Annotated in this window: 13 protein-coding genes; 4 read left to right on the forward strand and 9 right to left on the reverse strand. The window is 36.8% G+C overall.

What is annotated here, in order from left to right:
* Positions 1 to 219 precede the first annotated feature (219 nt).
* The 8 genes from ACFINX_RS02775 to gshB form a co-directional block, all read right to left on the reverse strand.
* Positions 220 to 1,467 (reverse strand): aminopeptidase, encoded by a 1,248-nt coding sequence (locus ACFINX_RS02775; protein ID WP_375613327.1) that lies wholly within the window; start codon positions 1,465 to 1,467, stop codon positions 220 to 222.
* Between the two features lie 177 nt (positions 1,468 to 1,644).
* Positions 1,645 to 2,478 carry a cell wall hydrolase gene (locus ACFINX_RS02780; protein WP_375613326.1) on the reverse strand — a complete coding sequence of 278 codons (834 nt, stop codon included), beginning with the start codon at positions 2,476 to 2,478 and terminating at the stop codon, positions 1,645 to 1,647.
* A 549-nt stretch (positions 2,479 to 3,027) separates the two neighbouring features.
* Positions 3,028 to 3,750: a phosphate signaling complex protein PhoU gene (phoU, locus tag ACFINX_RS02785; RefSeq protein ID WP_375638370.1), complete on the reverse strand. Its 723-nt coding sequence runs from the start codon at positions 3,748 to 3,750 to the stop codon at positions 3,028 to 3,030.
* Positions 3,751 to 3,771: 21 nt separating this feature from the next.
* Positions 3,772 to 4,530 carry a phosphate ABC transporter ATP-binding protein PstB gene (gene pstB, locus ACFINX_RS02790; RefSeq protein WP_375611792.1) on the reverse strand — a complete coding sequence of 253 codons (759 nt, stop codon included), beginning with the start codon at positions 4,528 to 4,530 and terminating at the stop codon, positions 3,772 to 3,774.
* A 51-nt stretch (positions 4,531 to 4,581) separates the two neighbouring features.
* A complete protein-coding gene (pstA, locus tag ACFINX_RS02795) occupies positions 4,582 to 5,871 on the reverse strand; it encodes a phosphate ABC transporter permease PstA (protein ID WP_375611793.1) in 1,290 nt (429 codons plus the stop codon).
* A complete protein-coding gene (gene pstC / locus ACFINX_RS02800) occupies positions 5,868 to 7,328 on the reverse strand; it encodes a phosphate ABC transporter permease subunit PstC (RefSeq protein WP_375611794.1) in 1,461 nt (486 codons plus the stop codon). Before pstC ends, pstA begins: the two co-directional genes overlap by 4 nt.
* 75 nt (positions 7,329 to 7,403) lie before the next feature.
* Entirely contained in the window at positions 7,404 to 8,450 is a 1,047-nt protein-coding gene (locus ACFINX_RS02805; RefSeq protein ID WP_375668308.1) for a PstS family phosphate ABC transporter substrate-binding protein, read from the reverse strand.
* Positions 8,451 to 8,583: 133 nt separating this feature from the next.
* Entirely contained in the window at positions 8,584 to 9,531 is a 948-nt protein-coding gene (gene gshB, locus ACFINX_RS02810; protein ID WP_375627632.1) for a glutathione synthase, read from the reverse strand.
* An 87-nt stretch (positions 9,532 to 9,618) separates the two neighbouring features.
* On the opposite strand from gshB, the gene ACFINX_RS02815 reads away from it, so the two are divergent.
* Positions 9,619 to 10,413 carry a molybdopterin-synthase adenylyltransferase MoeB gene (locus ACFINX_RS02815; RefSeq protein ID WP_375613322.1) on the forward strand — a complete coding sequence of 265 codons (795 nt, stop codon included), beginning with the start codon at positions 9,619 to 9,621 and terminating at the stop codon, positions 10,411 to 10,413.
* 927 nt (positions 10,414 to 11,340) lie between these two features.
* On the opposite strand, the gene ACFINX_RS02820 is transcribed toward ACFINX_RS02815, so the two are convergent.
* On the reverse strand, positions 11,341 to 11,904 hold the full coding sequence (locus ACFINX_RS02820; RefSeq protein WP_375668309.1) for a c-type cytochrome: 564 nt from the start codon (positions 11,902 to 11,904) through the stop codon (positions 11,341 to 11,343).
* Positions 11,905 to 12,008: 104 nt separating this feature from the next.
* Between ACFINX_RS02820 and ACFINX_RS02825 the strand changes: the two genes are divergently transcribed.
* From ACFINX_RS02825 to ACFINX_RS02835, 3 genes are all read left to right on the forward strand, one after another.
* Positions 12,009 to 12,740 (forward strand): 3-deoxy-manno-octulosonate cytidylyltransferase, encoded by a 732-nt coding sequence (locus ACFINX_RS02825; protein WP_375632301.1) that lies wholly within the window; start codon positions 12,009 to 12,011, stop codon positions 12,738 to 12,740.
* A complete protein-coding gene (locus ACFINX_RS02830) occupies positions 12,737 to 13,600 on the forward strand; it encodes a prephenate dehydratase (RefSeq protein ID WP_273790573.1) in 864 nt (287 codons plus the stop codon). Before ACFINX_RS02825 ends, ACFINX_RS02830 begins: the two co-directional genes overlap by 4 nt.
* Positions 13,601 to 14,137: 537 nt before the next feature.
* Positions 14,138 to 14,545, forward strand: coding sequence for a hypothetical protein (locus tag ACFINX_RS02835; RefSeq protein ID WP_375668310.1), 408 nt, complete (start codon positions 14,138 to 14,140; stop codon positions 14,543 to 14,545).
* Positions 14,546 to 15,925 lie beyond the last annotated feature (1,380 nt).

Raw genomic sequence — 15,925 nt, forward strand, 5'->3', positions numbered from 1 at the left:
TTCTTCCCCCCTCAAAAAACGAAGACTTCCTCTACATCTACTAAACAAATTCTTGATGAGTCGATTTTACTTGGATTCCTACTCATGTGAATCATTTAACTAAAGGCTTTATGGACAAACCCTGCCTTGAATATATACCACACACTCTAAAATACTTAACGTATCAATAAAGCTTACATCCCACCCCACCTCAAATGACCGCGTTTTATGGTAACAAAATTAAGCCCATTCACCCTTACGAAATACAGGAACTCTTACACCATCTTGGGTAATGCCATCTATGTCAATTTCACCAGAACCAATCATCCAGTCAATATGAATGACACTTTTATTCCCACCACGTGCTGCAATCTCTTCTGACGTCAATGATGCCCCATCTAAAAAGCATTTGGAATAACACTGCCCTAAAGCAATATGACATGCAGCATTTTCATCAAATAAGGTATTATAAAAAAGGAGGCCACTCTTAGAAATTGGTGAAGAATGGGGCACAAGGGCAACTTCGCCCAACCGGCTTGCACCCTCATCACTTTGCAAAACCTGCTGTAAAACTTCTTGGCCTGTTGATGCACGAGCCTCAACAATACGCCCGGCTTCAAAACGTACTTCAATATTATCAATCAGAGTTCCTTGATAGGAAAGGGGCTTTGTTGAGCGAACGAAACCTTCAACCTTATGAGCATGAGGAGTCGTGAAAACTTCTTCTGTCGGAATATTCGGATTGCAAATAACACCATTTTGAGCAACGGATGCACCACCATGCCATTCATGATCATCTGCCAAACCAACAGTTAAATCAGTCCCTGGCCCTGTAAAGTGTAAGGCAGAAAAACGCTGCTCATTAAGCCAAGATGACCGTTTCTTCAAATGTGCATTATGAACAGTCCACGCCTGCACCGGATCTTCTCCTGTAACACGTGAAGCAGAAAAAATTGCATCGGCTAATTTTTTAATCGCCTCATTAAGTGGTAAAGAAGGAAACATTGCCTCAGCCCATCCTGCTGTTGGATAAGCAACAATCGACCAATTCATAGCAAAATTTGATATTTGCTTGAGTGCCGGCTGGTAAGCTATTGAAGTGGCTTTATTTAAACGTGAAACCTTATCAAAATCCTGATTGGAAAGGAGCAAAGGATTATCACCAACAATCGCTAAACGCGCTGCCCCATTTTCAAAAGCCTTTGCCATTCCCTCATAAAGCCAAGAAGGGGCACAATCAAAACTAGCTGTATGGGCATTTTCAAACCGTGTAAGCGATAACATATCATCACTAAAAATTGGTGTAATGACACCAGCACCAACCTTATAAGCATGATATGCAATACGCCGAACAAAAGGTAACGCTGAAACTGGAGCAGTTAAAACAAGATCCTGCCCCTCTTGTAAATTCAACCCCACTTTCACTGTAATTTCTGCAAGACGATTAAGCATTTCAGGCAAAATTGTCTCATGAATATCAAAGTACATTACCAATACCCTTCTTTAAATAGAATGCGTTCTTTATGTCGTCATATTATAAATTGTTTTTCAGATCCTTTGAGTTCGCTTTCTCTACGTATATTTATGCGTATCATTATCGCTAAAATTCACTTAATTCATAAACCGCAATGGGTATATCATCCTTCTTTGGTCATGAAAAACTTACTAGTTCCTGTGTCGTTTTTCTAACATTGCAACAATTGCATTTAACTGATCAGATGAAGGTAAAACCATAATCGTTTTATTTTCCTCTTTCCTAGCTAGATGTTGAGGTGCATAGGCAGGGATAGGAACTTTATCAAGCTGTACCATAGCAAAAGGCGCAGGATGTGCCATCTTGGACTGTGCTACTTCTGTCGAAGGAGATGTACTTTTCTCTGCCTTTACGCCCCTACTCTCTAAGCCTTCATCTATAAAGCTTGGCGCATGACCAGAACGTTCTTGAGCAAAAGCATAAGCAACATCATAAGGGCGATTATTTGTAGGAACTTGAAGCTCTCCATCACGTGATCGTTTTTCATAAAAAGCATTTCCCCCTGCAACCTGAACATAATGCATGTTTTTATACGGAAAAGACAAACCAGCGGTATGAAAAAACTTAGCGTGTTTAACTTTCTTATCTCGTTCACCCCGTAAAACGGCATCAGCCGCCTCTCTTACACGAGCAACAGATGCTTTCTCCGTCATAGGACGCGTTAAAACACCAGGAGCAAATTGCCTATATTGACCAACAACACCACAAATCGTCTTAGGATAGGCGGTTGAATTAACACGATTCATAACAACCGTTCCAACGGCAATCATTCCTTCACGGCTTGTGCGATTTGATTCAAAATACATCGCTCGCATAAGACATTGACGCTCTGTCAATGGATATGTAACCGCTTTTGTCTTATTATTATTTATTTTTCCAGCATCTAAATGACTTGAAGCACATCCCACAACAACTAACGGCGCTACACAACAGGTAACAAAAACATTCCAACGATTTTTTTTCATCTTATGCAACACATTCCTATAATCTCTGAGATATTCAAGTCTTGAAATGAGCTTTAAATGTATCTCTCAATAAAGTACATAGCTAATTGTTACCACTCAGTAAAATTTTAATACAAGAGGTAATCAAAAAGTATCTATGCAAAATAAAAAATAAAAAACTCTTAATTTACAGATCGATATTGTTATTCTTCATGGTTCAATATAGGCTATAATAACCCACACGTTTCAATTACAATAAAGTAACACTATCCACTTCTTCTACATACGAAAAAATAATACAGATATCCCCTTTAATATAAAATTTTAACAAAATGATCTGAAAGGAAATTCCCCTAGAAAACTCCCCTCCTGCCACAATACGAGTGATGATATCATCCAATATACAAATATGTCAAACCAAGAGTTAACAATCTGCCATGCTTCTCTGAAAAAACTCTTTGTTGCTTCTTTGTGCTTTGCCATAAAATGGTTATCTTATTCTTCTTATAGCTGCACTGTAAGAAAATACTCATATATCTACAAACTTATTTTATACATATAAGAAAAATTTTAATCTATTTTCTTCTCACCTACCCCAACTTTATAAGTAAGGTCATCACGAGGACGATCAGAGGACATATGGTAACCCGTTATGATATAATGCAGCATTTCAGCAATATTAGTAACATGATCACCAATTCGTTCAATATTCTTTAAACAAAACAGTAAGTGCGTACAAACCGTAATATTGCGCATATCTTCCATCATATACGTCAAAAGTTCACGAAAAAGAAAAGTATACAAAGCATCAATCTTCTCATCACGCTCACGCACCGCGTCAACACGCTCTAATAGGCGACTCGTATAAGCATTTAAGACTTCTTTTAATTGATTGAGTGCTAAAGCTGTAATTGTTTCAAGCCCATGATAAACAGAAGCAGATTGACGTATTTCTGAAAGTGCAACAGTCCTTTTAGCAATGTTTTTTGCCATATCCCCAATCCGTTCAAGATCAGAAGAAATACGAATGGCTCCAATAATTTCACGCAAATCGACAGCCATCGGTTGGCGTTTGCAAATAATAGCAACCGCTTTTTCATCAATGTCACGTTCTGCTTCATCTAAAAACACATCATCGGCAATCACTGTCGTTGCAAGTTGAAGATCACTACTCACAACCGATGCGACAGAACGTTCAATCATCCTTTCTGCATGGCTCCCCATTTCTGTAATCCTTACTCTTAAATATTTTAGTTCTGCATCATAAGAACGGACAGTATGTTTCATAGACATATCTTACACTCCTCAATTCACCTATCCAAAACGCCCCGTAATATAATCTTGTGTCCGTTGCTCTTTTGGTGAGGTAAAGATCATTTCAGTCGCACCAACTTCTACCAAATGCCCTAAATGAAACATAGCCGTATATTGAGAAACACGTGCGGCCTGTTGCATGGAATGCGTTACGATAACAATTGTATAATTTTGCCGTAACGCATCGATAAGCTCTTCAATCCGTGCTGTTGCAATGGGATCAAGAGCTGAACAGGGCTCATCCATCAAAATAACTTCAGGACTAACCGCAATAGCACGTGCAATACACAAACGCTGTTGTTGTCCCCCTGATAAACTTGTTCCAAGATCATGAAGGCGGTCTTTTACTTCTTCAAACAAACCTGCCTGCCTCAAACTCTTTTCAACGACATCATGCAATTCAGAGCGTGTTTTAACTAAACCATGAATGCGTGGACCATACGCAACATTCTCAAATATAGATTTTGGAAAAGGGCTGGGCTTTTGAAAAACCATTCCAACACGAGCGCGCAATTCTACAACATCAATCCGTGTGTCATAAATATTCTCCCCATCTAAGGTAATAAGACCAGTTGTTTTAGCGCCTTCAATTGTATCATTCATACGGTTAAAACAACGCAAAAAAGTTGACTTTCCGCATCCTGATGGACCAATCAAAGCAGTTACTTGATGTTCAGGAATATCAAGTGTAATACCGTGGAGTGCTTCTTTATCTCCGTAAGAAACCTTCACATCCTGACCGCGCATTTTAATCTTCATTACAAAAATTCACCTTACAAAAATCTTATCAAAGCTGTTGTTTTATTAAAATTACTGGCGGCGTTCAAATCGTCGACGTAAAAAAACCGCAGAAATATTCATGATCGCAAGAAAAATCATCAATACAATAATAGCACCTGATGTCTTTTCAACAAAAGCACGCTCTGCTTCACCCGCCCACATAAAAATTTGAACAGGCAAAGCCGTTGCTGGATCCATGGGGGTCGTAGGAATATTAACAACAAAAGCAACCATTCCAATCAAAAGCAAAGGAGCTGTTTCACCCAAAGCCTGAGCGACTCCAATAATTGTGCCTGTTAAAATGCCAGGCGCAGCTAAAGGAACAACATGATGAAAAATCATTTGTGTTTTTGATGCTCCCAACCCCAAAGCTGCAGAACGAATAGAGAGAGGAACAGCACGCAGAGCAGAACGTGTTGCAATAATGATCGTGGGAAGAGTCATGAGCGCTAAAACAAGACCACCAACAAAAGAGGCTGAACGTGGTAATCCTAAAAAATTAACAAAAAAAGAGAGTCCTAAAAGACCAAACACAATTGAAGGAACAGCTGCAAGATTATTGATATTAACCTCTATAAAATCTGTAAATTTATTTTTGCGTGCATATTCTTCTAAATAAAGAGCCGTTGCTATGCCTATCGGAAGGGAAACTAATAAAACGATGCCTATCATATAAAGAGAACCAATGATCGCAACACCTAATCCCGCAGTCTCAGGACGACTTGAAGCGCCAAATGTAAAAAAACCAATATTAAATGTTTTATAAAGCGTACCATCATGCGCTAAACGCTTTATCCATTCTATTTGTCGATTAGAAACTTTACGGTTTTTTTCTGCTACACGCAGATCAATCTGTCCCTTATAAGCAGAATCAATATCCGCAGATGCCAAAACTTTAACTTTTTGCATTGTGCCAATCAGTTTTGGATTTTTTGTCACCATTTCACGCAGTTGAACACGGACACCATTTGAAAACATACGGTTAACGTCCAAAAGAGAGGCTCGATCATTTTGATTGATATTAAGTTTCTTCGCTAAAGCATTGCGTACAAGAAGTGGATAATTCGCCGTCATGAGCACTTGTGGTTTTGTTTTACGTTGACCACTTGGATCAATGATCTTTTCATCCAAATAAATCGATAATGTCATTTCACTTTGAAAAAAAGCTGTATAACCCTGACTAATGATAGACCATAAAAGCGTAAATAAAAAAAATAAACCAATAAAAATGGCAATCAAACCATAGGCACGAAAACGACGTTCAGCCCAATACCGACGCTTGAGACTAATATTGCGACGAGGAAAAAAATCTTCATTCATTCATATTGTTCCCGATATTTACGCACAATATAAAGAGCTAGAATATTCATCAAAAGTGTCATAACAAAGAGCGTCATCCCTAAGGCAAAAGCCACCAGAGTTTGTGGAGAATTAAACTCAAAATCACCGGTCAATTGATTAACAATCTTAACAGTCATCGTAGTCATTGCTTCGAAAGGATTGAGTGTTAAATTTGCTGCAACACCTGCCGCCAAAACCACAATCATTGTTTCTCCAATTGCACGCGATGCCGTCAACAAAATAGCCCCCATAATCCCTGGAAGCGCTGCTGGTATAACAACTTTTTTAATTGTTTCAGATTGCGTTGCGCCTAAACCATAAGAACCTTCACGTAAAATGCGTGGAACAGCCGTAATAACATCATCCGATAAAGAGGAAACAAAAGGTATCAACATAATTCCCATCACAACTCCAGCAGTCAAAACACTTTGTGCCATAATAAAACTAACCCCGTCTGAGAGAGAAGCAGAGAGATCTCGTAAAAATGGTCCCACAACCTTCAAAGCAAAAAAGCCATAAACAATCGTTGGAATGCCAGCAAGAACTTCTAACAATGGCTTCACAATTGCTCGCAATCGCGCAGAAGCATACTCCGCCATATAAAGAGCTGAAAATAGTCCTATAGGTACAGCAAAAAGCATGGCAACAAATGCAATATAAAGCGTACCAGCAAGAAGCGGTATTAGACCAAATTGTCCTACTTCATCGCTGGAACCGCTCGCGGAAAAACGCGGATCCCAAACTGTTCCTAAAAAGAAATTTGAAAAGGATACAGACTGAAAAAAGCTTACTGTCTGAAAAAGCATAGAAAGCGCAATGGCTATTGTTGTCAAGACTGCAACAATAGATGCACAAATCAATCCAATAATAATAAAAGATTCAACCTTATTACGGGCACGTTGATGAGGCGCAATTTGCATCATTCCACAGATAAAACCAAAGGACGCAATAGCAAAAAGAAAAACATAACCTATAAACTTAAGCTTTTCAGAAGAGAATACCCACGACTGTGCTATTTTGAACACATCATCCGATGCTTCATCGGATAAAATCAATCCCTTCGCGAGTAATTGTGCCTGCACTTCCTTATAGGAAGCGGTAGAAAGATTCCCCTCAAAGCGATGAATCTTTTTGACGAGACTTCGAAGTGTCTCCCAAAGTAGATCGTGATTTACAGGCTCTGTTACATGCGCACTATACGCCCCCAGCTCTCGAGAGGCATTATATTCTAAATAAATTGTACTCCCAGCATCCCAAACAATTAAAAAAATAAAAGCTGGAATAACAGTAATCAAAAATGTCCACCAGCCATAATAATACGCACGAGAATGCATTTTATGTTGTCTGTATTCAAGAATGCGTGCTCGCATATAAGAAATACAAAAGCCACAAAATCCAAAAATCAATAATAGCAAAACAATGAAGGAAATGCGCATTTTATCTTTCAGTTTTTATAAAAAAATAGCACCCAAATTTCCTATCTCAGAAATCCAACAAATTTTCCCTGCAAATTATTTCAATGTCATTACTCGACCAGCAGAAAAATCAGAACGCTGTGCTTGACGTTCCTTTTCAGGAGAAACAATCAAACCATATTCAGCCAAAGGACCCTCTGGACCAATCATTTGATCAGAAAGAAAAAAATCAACATACTCTCGCAAACCTGAAATAATACCTAAATGTGCTTTCTTAATATAGAAAAAAAGCGGACGAGAAACCGGATATTGTCCACTAGAAATCGTCTCAACTGTTGGCGCAAAACCGTTAATATCGGCAACCTTTAGTTTATCAGCATTATTTTGATAAAAAGACAAACCAAAAATACCAACCCCTGTTTTATTAGAAGTTAGACGCGCAAATGTTTCAGAATAATCACCATCAATATCAACCGCTTTTCCATCCTTACGTACCGCAATACAAGCAGTGTGTATCTCCTTATCATCCATTCCTAAAGACTTCATCACTTCAACTGCCCCACTCTCTTTACACCCCTTAGTAAGTAATTTTTCCTCAAAAACTTCACGTGTCCCATGCTTCTCCCCAGGAATATACGCTGCTATCGTCCAATCAGGAAGAGCTCTATTGACTGCACTCCATTTCAAAACATTATTCGGTTGCAACTTTCCGTCTATAATAATTCGAGCAGCAAGGGCTTTATAAACATCTACTGGCTGTAATTTCCAATCAGGTCCCTTAATATCAGTTGCAAAAACAATGCCATCATACCCAATACGTATTTCCTCAACATCTTTTACACCAGCATCAAAACAAGACTGTAATTCACTCGGTTTCATTGCTCGCGAAGCATTAACAATATCAACAGTGTTCTCCCCAATACCACGGCAGAATTCCTTAATACCAGCTCCTGTTCCTCCCGATTCGATAACAGGAACCTTAAAATGGGGATAAATTTCTCCAAATGTTTCAGCAACAATCTTTTGATAAGGTAAAACTGTAGATGAACCAGTAATCTGTATTTGATCGCGCGCATTGCCTCCATTTGCTGACAGCAGTAGCGCAAAAATCAATCCCACTCCAATTGATAATACTTTGTTCATCTATAAACTCCCTAAAAATTGAAAACAAAGCCTCTTAATTTATACTATACGGTCATTCTAGTTCACATTTGCAACATAACAAATATAAAAAACAACATGGATCATTTTTTTAAAACCATGTTTTTGTCCTCTGTCAAATAAATTCATTTGAACGCTTGAACTCAATAACATCCCAAAACAAATGAGCAACATCCGTACCGCAGAAGCGTTTAATTTCACGAATTCCCGTAGGAGACGTCACATTAATTTCTGTTATATAATCTCCGATCACATCAATCCCCACAAAAAGAAGACCGCGTTCCTTTAAGGCTGGACCAATGCGTTCACAAATTTCATAATCACGTTTTGTTAACTCCACATTTTCCGCGCGACCTCCAACATGCATATTAGAGCGCACATCTGTTTCTGTCGGAATTCGATTAATAGCTCCAACAGGTGTACCATCAAGCAAAATAATCCTTTTATCTCCTTTTCGTACTGCCTCTAAATAGCGCTGAACAATAAAAGGTTCGTGATAAATTTCTGCAAACATTTCTAACAATGATGCTAAATTGCGATCATCTTGTCTTAAATAAAAAATACCAGCGCCCCCATTCCCATAAAGTGGTTTAACAATAATATCGCCAAATGTCTCTCTAAAAGCTGTTATTTCTTCAATATCTTTGGTAATTAATGTTTCTGGCATCAGATCAGAAAATTCAGTAACAAAAATTTTTTCTGGACTGTTGCGTACCCATGCAGGATCATTCACAACGAGTGTTTTAGGATGAATACGCTCTAACAAATGAGTTGTTGTGATATAATTGAGATTAAAAGGTGGATCTTGGCGTAAAAGAACCACATCCATATCTGTTAATTCCGTACGAACAGGCTTTTCTAATCGATAGTGGCTTCCCTCTTTATCATGTACAATCAATGGCTCTAGTCGTGCAATCACACAACCATCGTATAGAGATAAACGATCTGGTGTATAATGGAAGAGAGAGTGTCCACGTTCTTGGGCTGCTAAAGCGAGTGCAAATGTCGTATCTCCTTGAATCCGAACTGTTGAAATATGATCCATCTGAATGGCAATTTTCATAAATAAATCCTCTCTATCCTAAAAGCAGACTGGTCTATGCATCATAAACTTAGTAAACAATAAAAGAACTATGACAAGAGAAAATTTATGACACAAGAAACAGATATAAAATTAAACAACAAAGAAATCGAACGCTATGCACGCCACATCATTTTGCCTGAGATTGGTGGTGCAGGGCAACAAAAGCTAAAAACAGCACGTGTTCTTGTTGTAGGCGCGGGTGGTCTTGGTGCTCCTGTCTTAACCTATTTGGCTGCCGCAGGTGTTGGAACCCTTGGAATTGTCGATAACGACATCGTTTCACTTTCCAATTTACAACGCCAAGTTATTCATAAAACAAATGCAATCAACAAAAGCAAAACAGACAGTGCTGAAACCACTATAAAAGCAATAAATCCCCATGTTGTAGTTAAAAAACACACCCTACGCTTAGATAAAAGTAATGTGGATAAACTGCTCAATGCTTACCACATCATTGTTGATGGAAGTGATAATTTTACCACACGCTATCTTCTCGCTGATCACGCTGCCCAATGCAAAAAACCTCTAATAAGCGGTGCTGTAGAACGTTTTAATGGCTCATTAACGGTCCTTATGCCGTATAAAGACAATAATCCTCACTATCGCGATTTATTTCCCACCCCTCCAGCTCACGGGACTATCCCAACATGCGCTGAAACTGGAATCATCGGTGTTTTACCTGGCGTTATTGGGACCCTACAAGCAATGGAAGTTATTAAAATGATCACAAACATCGGAGAGCCATTAGTAGGAAAGATTCTTCTCTATAATGGATTATTAGCGCAATTTAATATTATTACTTATAAACGCTCAAATTATAAAGAAAATACCATAGTTATTAAGAAGCTTGGAGAATCATGATTATGTCCTCTCTTCCACTAATTTTTAGCACTCTCGCAATATGTATTGAAATACTAATTAATTTTATCGCAAGTCATCGAAACATTGTAACCAATGAAACCTATTAAATTTATCACAAATATGGCAAACCTTTTGTGAAAAAATAATTCTCTATAATGGATTATCAGCATAATTTCATGTCATCGTCTATAAATGGACAGAGACTCGTGGGAACGCAGCTGCTATCAGTATTCTTGTGTAAAAAATTTTCGACGTAGATAAAAATACAATCAGCAGAACTCTATTCAACTATTTTACTATTCACACATAAAAATTGTTTCACATGAAAGTGCTTACTTCAAACCATAACCTATAAATAAATAATTTAAGTCATATTTTAGTGATCGATACTATAAAAGGTCAATGATCTGTCCGTACATCTCTAACCTCAAGAGAAAACGTCTATTCATCGAGCATCATAAAATGCAGCTTAGGATTATTGCACGTATAAGAACAATCAATTGTCTCTGTTCATAAGAAAAATACATGGGACTTGATGTAAAAGTACATAGGGATTGATGTGTATAGAAGGATTGAGATAAACCTCATGGAGAGCTTTAATTACATAATTATTGCATTCAGAAGCAGAAAGCTGCGGCTCATGAATTGATAATCCTTCAGCAATAATTTCACAGACAAGTATATGTAGAAAAAGTGAAGCACACAAATCTTGAAAACCAATCCACAGACGACAGCGTAAAGAGTGCATTTTTATAAAAGATCTCTTTAAAATAAGCGAGTAAATATGCAATGTTAAATATGTTCTGTTTTGCGTGAGGGGCGTTCCCCCCTAACAAAACATCAATAAGAGCTCTTTTTATAAAACTGTGAAACTAAAATTACAAAAAAAATCAGACTTCTTTCTAAAATTAACATCTATGGTATAAGTTAATTTGGCTCATTCGCTTTATTATTATCCATTGGTAAAGGAACAGGATGATCGGATAAACTGCGTAAATAAAGCAAAAGATCGGCACGATCTTGGTCATTTTTAATTCCACGAAAAGACATAATGGTCCCAGGAAAAGCTTCACGTGGAGAATGTAAATAACGATCTAACGTTACAAAATCCCATTTTTGATCAGAATGAGCACGTAATGCCCGTGAATAAGCAAAACCTGCTGCTGATGCCAAAGGGCGGTTAACAATCTCCCAGAGAACTGGACCAACACGCCCTGCTTCATTGCGTCCAGATGTGTGGCATATGGCACATTGGCGAAAAACTTTACGGCCATTTTCAAAATTGCCTTGTTGAAGGCGGCTATTTAGTGATAGGGAAACATCAGGTGCTTTTTGTTTTTCTTGAAATATATCATTCTTGGCAACTGTATGATGATATTGGACTGATGTAGGATGATCGTAAATTATATTGCTGAGTGTGGAAATCCCCACAACAGCGACCAGCACACATAAACAAGCACAAATAAAATAAATAAATCTCGAGCGATTCATAAAAACTCAAATGTTCACGGTTTTATTACCATTTTTAGTTTAAGCTTTTTCTTTATAACACACAACATCATAAATGCATCACAGATGACATTGGGAATCTTACAATGGCTCTTGAACCAATTATTCTTATTCCTGCCCGTATGGGCTCAACCCGTCTTCCTCAAAAAGCTCTCGCTGAAATTGGCGGAAAACCGATGATTGTTCATGTCGTAGAACAAGCCAAAAAAGCTGGAATAGGACGTACAATCGTTGCAACAGATCATAATGATATCGCTAAAGCTGTTGCAGATTATGGGCATGAATATATCATAACACGAGGTGATCATAAGTCTGGATCTGATCGTATTTATGAAGCTTTAGTGCGCATTGATCCTGAACAACGCTACAACGCCATTTTAAATATACAAGGTGACTTACCAACAATCATGCCTCGTGAAATCATTCGTGCGCTACGCCCTTTAGAAAATAGCTTTACTGATATTGCAACCTTGGGTGCCAAAATCATTGAAGAAAATGAAACAAGAGATCCCAATGTTGTCAAAATCATTGGTACACCGCTTTCTCAAAATCGCCTTCGTGCTCTTTATTTTACGCGCGCCAAAGCACCTTATGGAGAGGGTCCTCTTTATCACCATATTGGAATATACGCCTATAGGCGCGAAGCACTTGAGAAATTTGTATCATTCAAACCCTCACCACTTGAGAAACGTGAAAAACTTGAACAATTACGTGCATTAGAAAACAATATGCGTATCGATGTGGAAATAGTCGATACAATTCCCTTAGGTGTAGACACACAACATGATCTCGATAGAGTTTGTGAGATTTTAGCATGAAAATACTTAAAAAAACCAATAAAATTTCTTTCCAAGGAGAATACGGCGCTAATTCCCATATTGCTTGCTCCAATATGTTCCCCAATATGGATGCTGTTCCCTCTGCTACTTTCGAAGACGCCCTTAATTTAGTGGAAAGCGGGAAAGCTGATCTTGCTATGATCCCTATTGAAAATACCCTTGCGGGACGCGTTGCAGACATTCATCATCTTTTACCACAGTCATCTCTTTATATTATTGATGAATATTTTTTACCTATCCATTTTCAACTCATGGTTTTGCCCGGCGTTACACATGACGAAATTAAAACCGTCCACAGCCATACGCATGCCCTTGCACAATGCCGAAAAATCATACGAAACAACGGTTGGAAACCTGTTGTTTCTGCTGACACCGCTGGAGCTGCAAAATTTATTAAAAAAAATGCTAAACGTTCACAGGCTGCCTTAGCACCTTTAATCGCAGCAGAACTCTATGGACTTGATATTCTTGAAAGAGATGTTGAAGATAACCCTCATAATATTACCCGTTTTGTCATCCTTTCACGCTCCAAACGACATGTCCCCAAACCTCAAAATGGCGAAAAAATCATCACCAGTCTTCTTTTTCGAGTGCGCAATGTCCCCGCTGCTCTCTATAAAGCTATGGGAGGATTTGCAACGAATGGTATCAATATGACAAAATTAGAAAGCTATCAAATTGGTGGAAATTTCAATGCAACACAGTTCTTTGTTGATATTGAAGGACATCCTGAAGACCCGATGATGAAACTTGCCTTAGAAGAATTATCTTTCTTTTCTGCAGAACTGCGTATTATCGGTACTTATCCAGCACAAAACGATCGAACATCGTATATATAAAAGCAATTAAGCTGCTATCATTTTTTGTTGATATCAAAAAGCATCGTAAAAATTTCATAATGCAACGTATCCTGAAAGAGCTCGTTTTTTTCTACTCAACACCCTTCATAAAAACTGAAGAAGAAAAAACAGCTCGTAACAGAATATATAAATTATTTGCATAATATTTTCTCACAAATTATATCATGATAAAAAGCACTTCAACTTGTATAAAAAACAGTGTAAAAAAACACAGTAACCAAAAATAAAAACGCTTGTACCATCTATTTCCTTTTATATATTCAAAGAGAGCTTCTTGAGAAAAGTCATTTCCTCTGACAATATTCCAATAAAGATAACGAACTTCTAAATTAGCTCTCAAAACAATTCAAATTATTATACATAATAGAGCATTCAAATCTCTTAGATTAATGTCATTCTAAACATGGTTTAAAACTAGAAAATGCAACTTAGCCCTGATTTTAGCGTTAAGTTTGAGCTTTTATCTTTATAAAAATTGATTTATGATTCACCTCACTTTAGAAAAAGGAGAGGATAATGAAAAAAATCTTCATGCAAGGATTATTAGCCACAAATATTCTCGCCTACTCTAGTGGTGCGTTTGCTGGCTTTGGTGAGAGAAAATGGAATTTTGGGCTGGATGAAAGTGTTGTGATCATCCCATCCGATACAATCCATCAAGGAGCTGAATACTCTTGTAGTATCTTTGAACCGAAGAAAGTATCCTTTACTTTATCATACTCTACCCCTTCTGATTTAAACAAATTGAGAATTGCTGTTGATGATGAAAAGAAAATAACCCATGATAAAGAAAAGAAGATCTTTATCCTAAAAAATATAAAATCTCTTCATATAAGTTTTCCTTCGTCAGGACATTATATTTTTAAAAATATTACGAAGAAAAAAGTTGTTGGAACAAATTGTGACACAGGAGATTATGATTAACAATATTTCTATAACATCTAAATTTGAGTAGAGTTATTCTTTTTTTAGGTATTTTTTTCAAAATAGGGCATAATGAGCCATTAAAACTAATCGCTGAAAAGCTTATTTTTATCCTAATATGGCAAACCTTAAGCTGCTTATAAGGTTAGATATTAAAGAACTTTTGCGAAAACTAAATGACTAAAATTAAATTGTTCTGTATTTTCTACTATCAGAGCTATTTTTTTAATAAGAATATAACTTCTATCTTCGCAACTGCTTTATTTTAAGTACTATAAAGCACATCGTACCCAAATCACTTAGATAAACAGAAAAGTAAAATTTGCTCTACAGATGCATTCCTCGCTGCATTTTAAATCATACTCATTCAGCTTTTGTAAAAATTCATCTCGCTTTTCCCTCCTTATTAAAGGATATAATTATTTGAAACTATAAAATGTCGCTTATATCGAATAAGAACCATTTTTATGCTTATAAAATCAGTACCCCCTTATTTCTATAGCGTTTAATGTTGCATCTTCTCTTGCATGAGTACAGTCTCTTAAAAATATATGAAACCTTTTCTCAAATAATAAAAATTCATATATTGATCCATCTTGTGATAAACATCAATGTTTTTTAATTAAAAGAACAAGCACGCAAAAAAAGAGCGATAACATCTACTCAGTATTTATATACGTTAAAAGAAAAAATATTACATATTTGATATTCTCATTCACTATAGAAATGAGGTGGTTCTCTTATAAGATATTTAATATATTGACTTATCATTATAAGAGTTCGATTTTTTATACTGAATTACAACCACAAATAAAGTAAGATCCTCCCATCTTAAATCTCATATTGAATCAATTAAAATCATTTCCTTGAAAGTTACAAATGGGAGTGGTGTGTGAGTAAAAACGATTAAAAAAGGAATAAAAATGCTTCTTATAAAGCCTCTCAAGTGCAAGGGATCGCAACATTGGGAGTTGTTAAGTAGTATGAGGGCTAAAATTTATACTTTTATTAAGCATAAAAAAGATAGTGCACAATGGACTTATATCTCAAGGAGAGTATGTATACTATTTATGAGTGGAGTTTGAAATATAGTTAAGAGTATTGAGCAATCGCTCTTTAAAAAGCCTGTGAATGTATAACATTAAATGTATTCTGTTTGGGATGTTCTGTTTTGTATAGAGGAGCAACACCATTAAAGCAATATTTTATAATTATTTAAATAGCACTCTTCCCCCTAACTTTCAAATGTTAGCCAATTACATGATCTATCTGCTTTATTTGCTTCTTTGACTGTTGTAAATTTTTGATGATTCAATTTCGTAGTTTTAGAACAGATGTATCTATCCTAAAACTCTTACATGTTTCAGCGAATGAGAATAA

Origin of the sequence: Bartonella sp. AP36NXGY, assembly GCF_042195865.1 — a bacterium.
Classification (GTDB): domain Bacteria; phylum Pseudomonadota; class Alphaproteobacteria; order Rhizobiales; family Rhizobiaceae; genus Bartonella.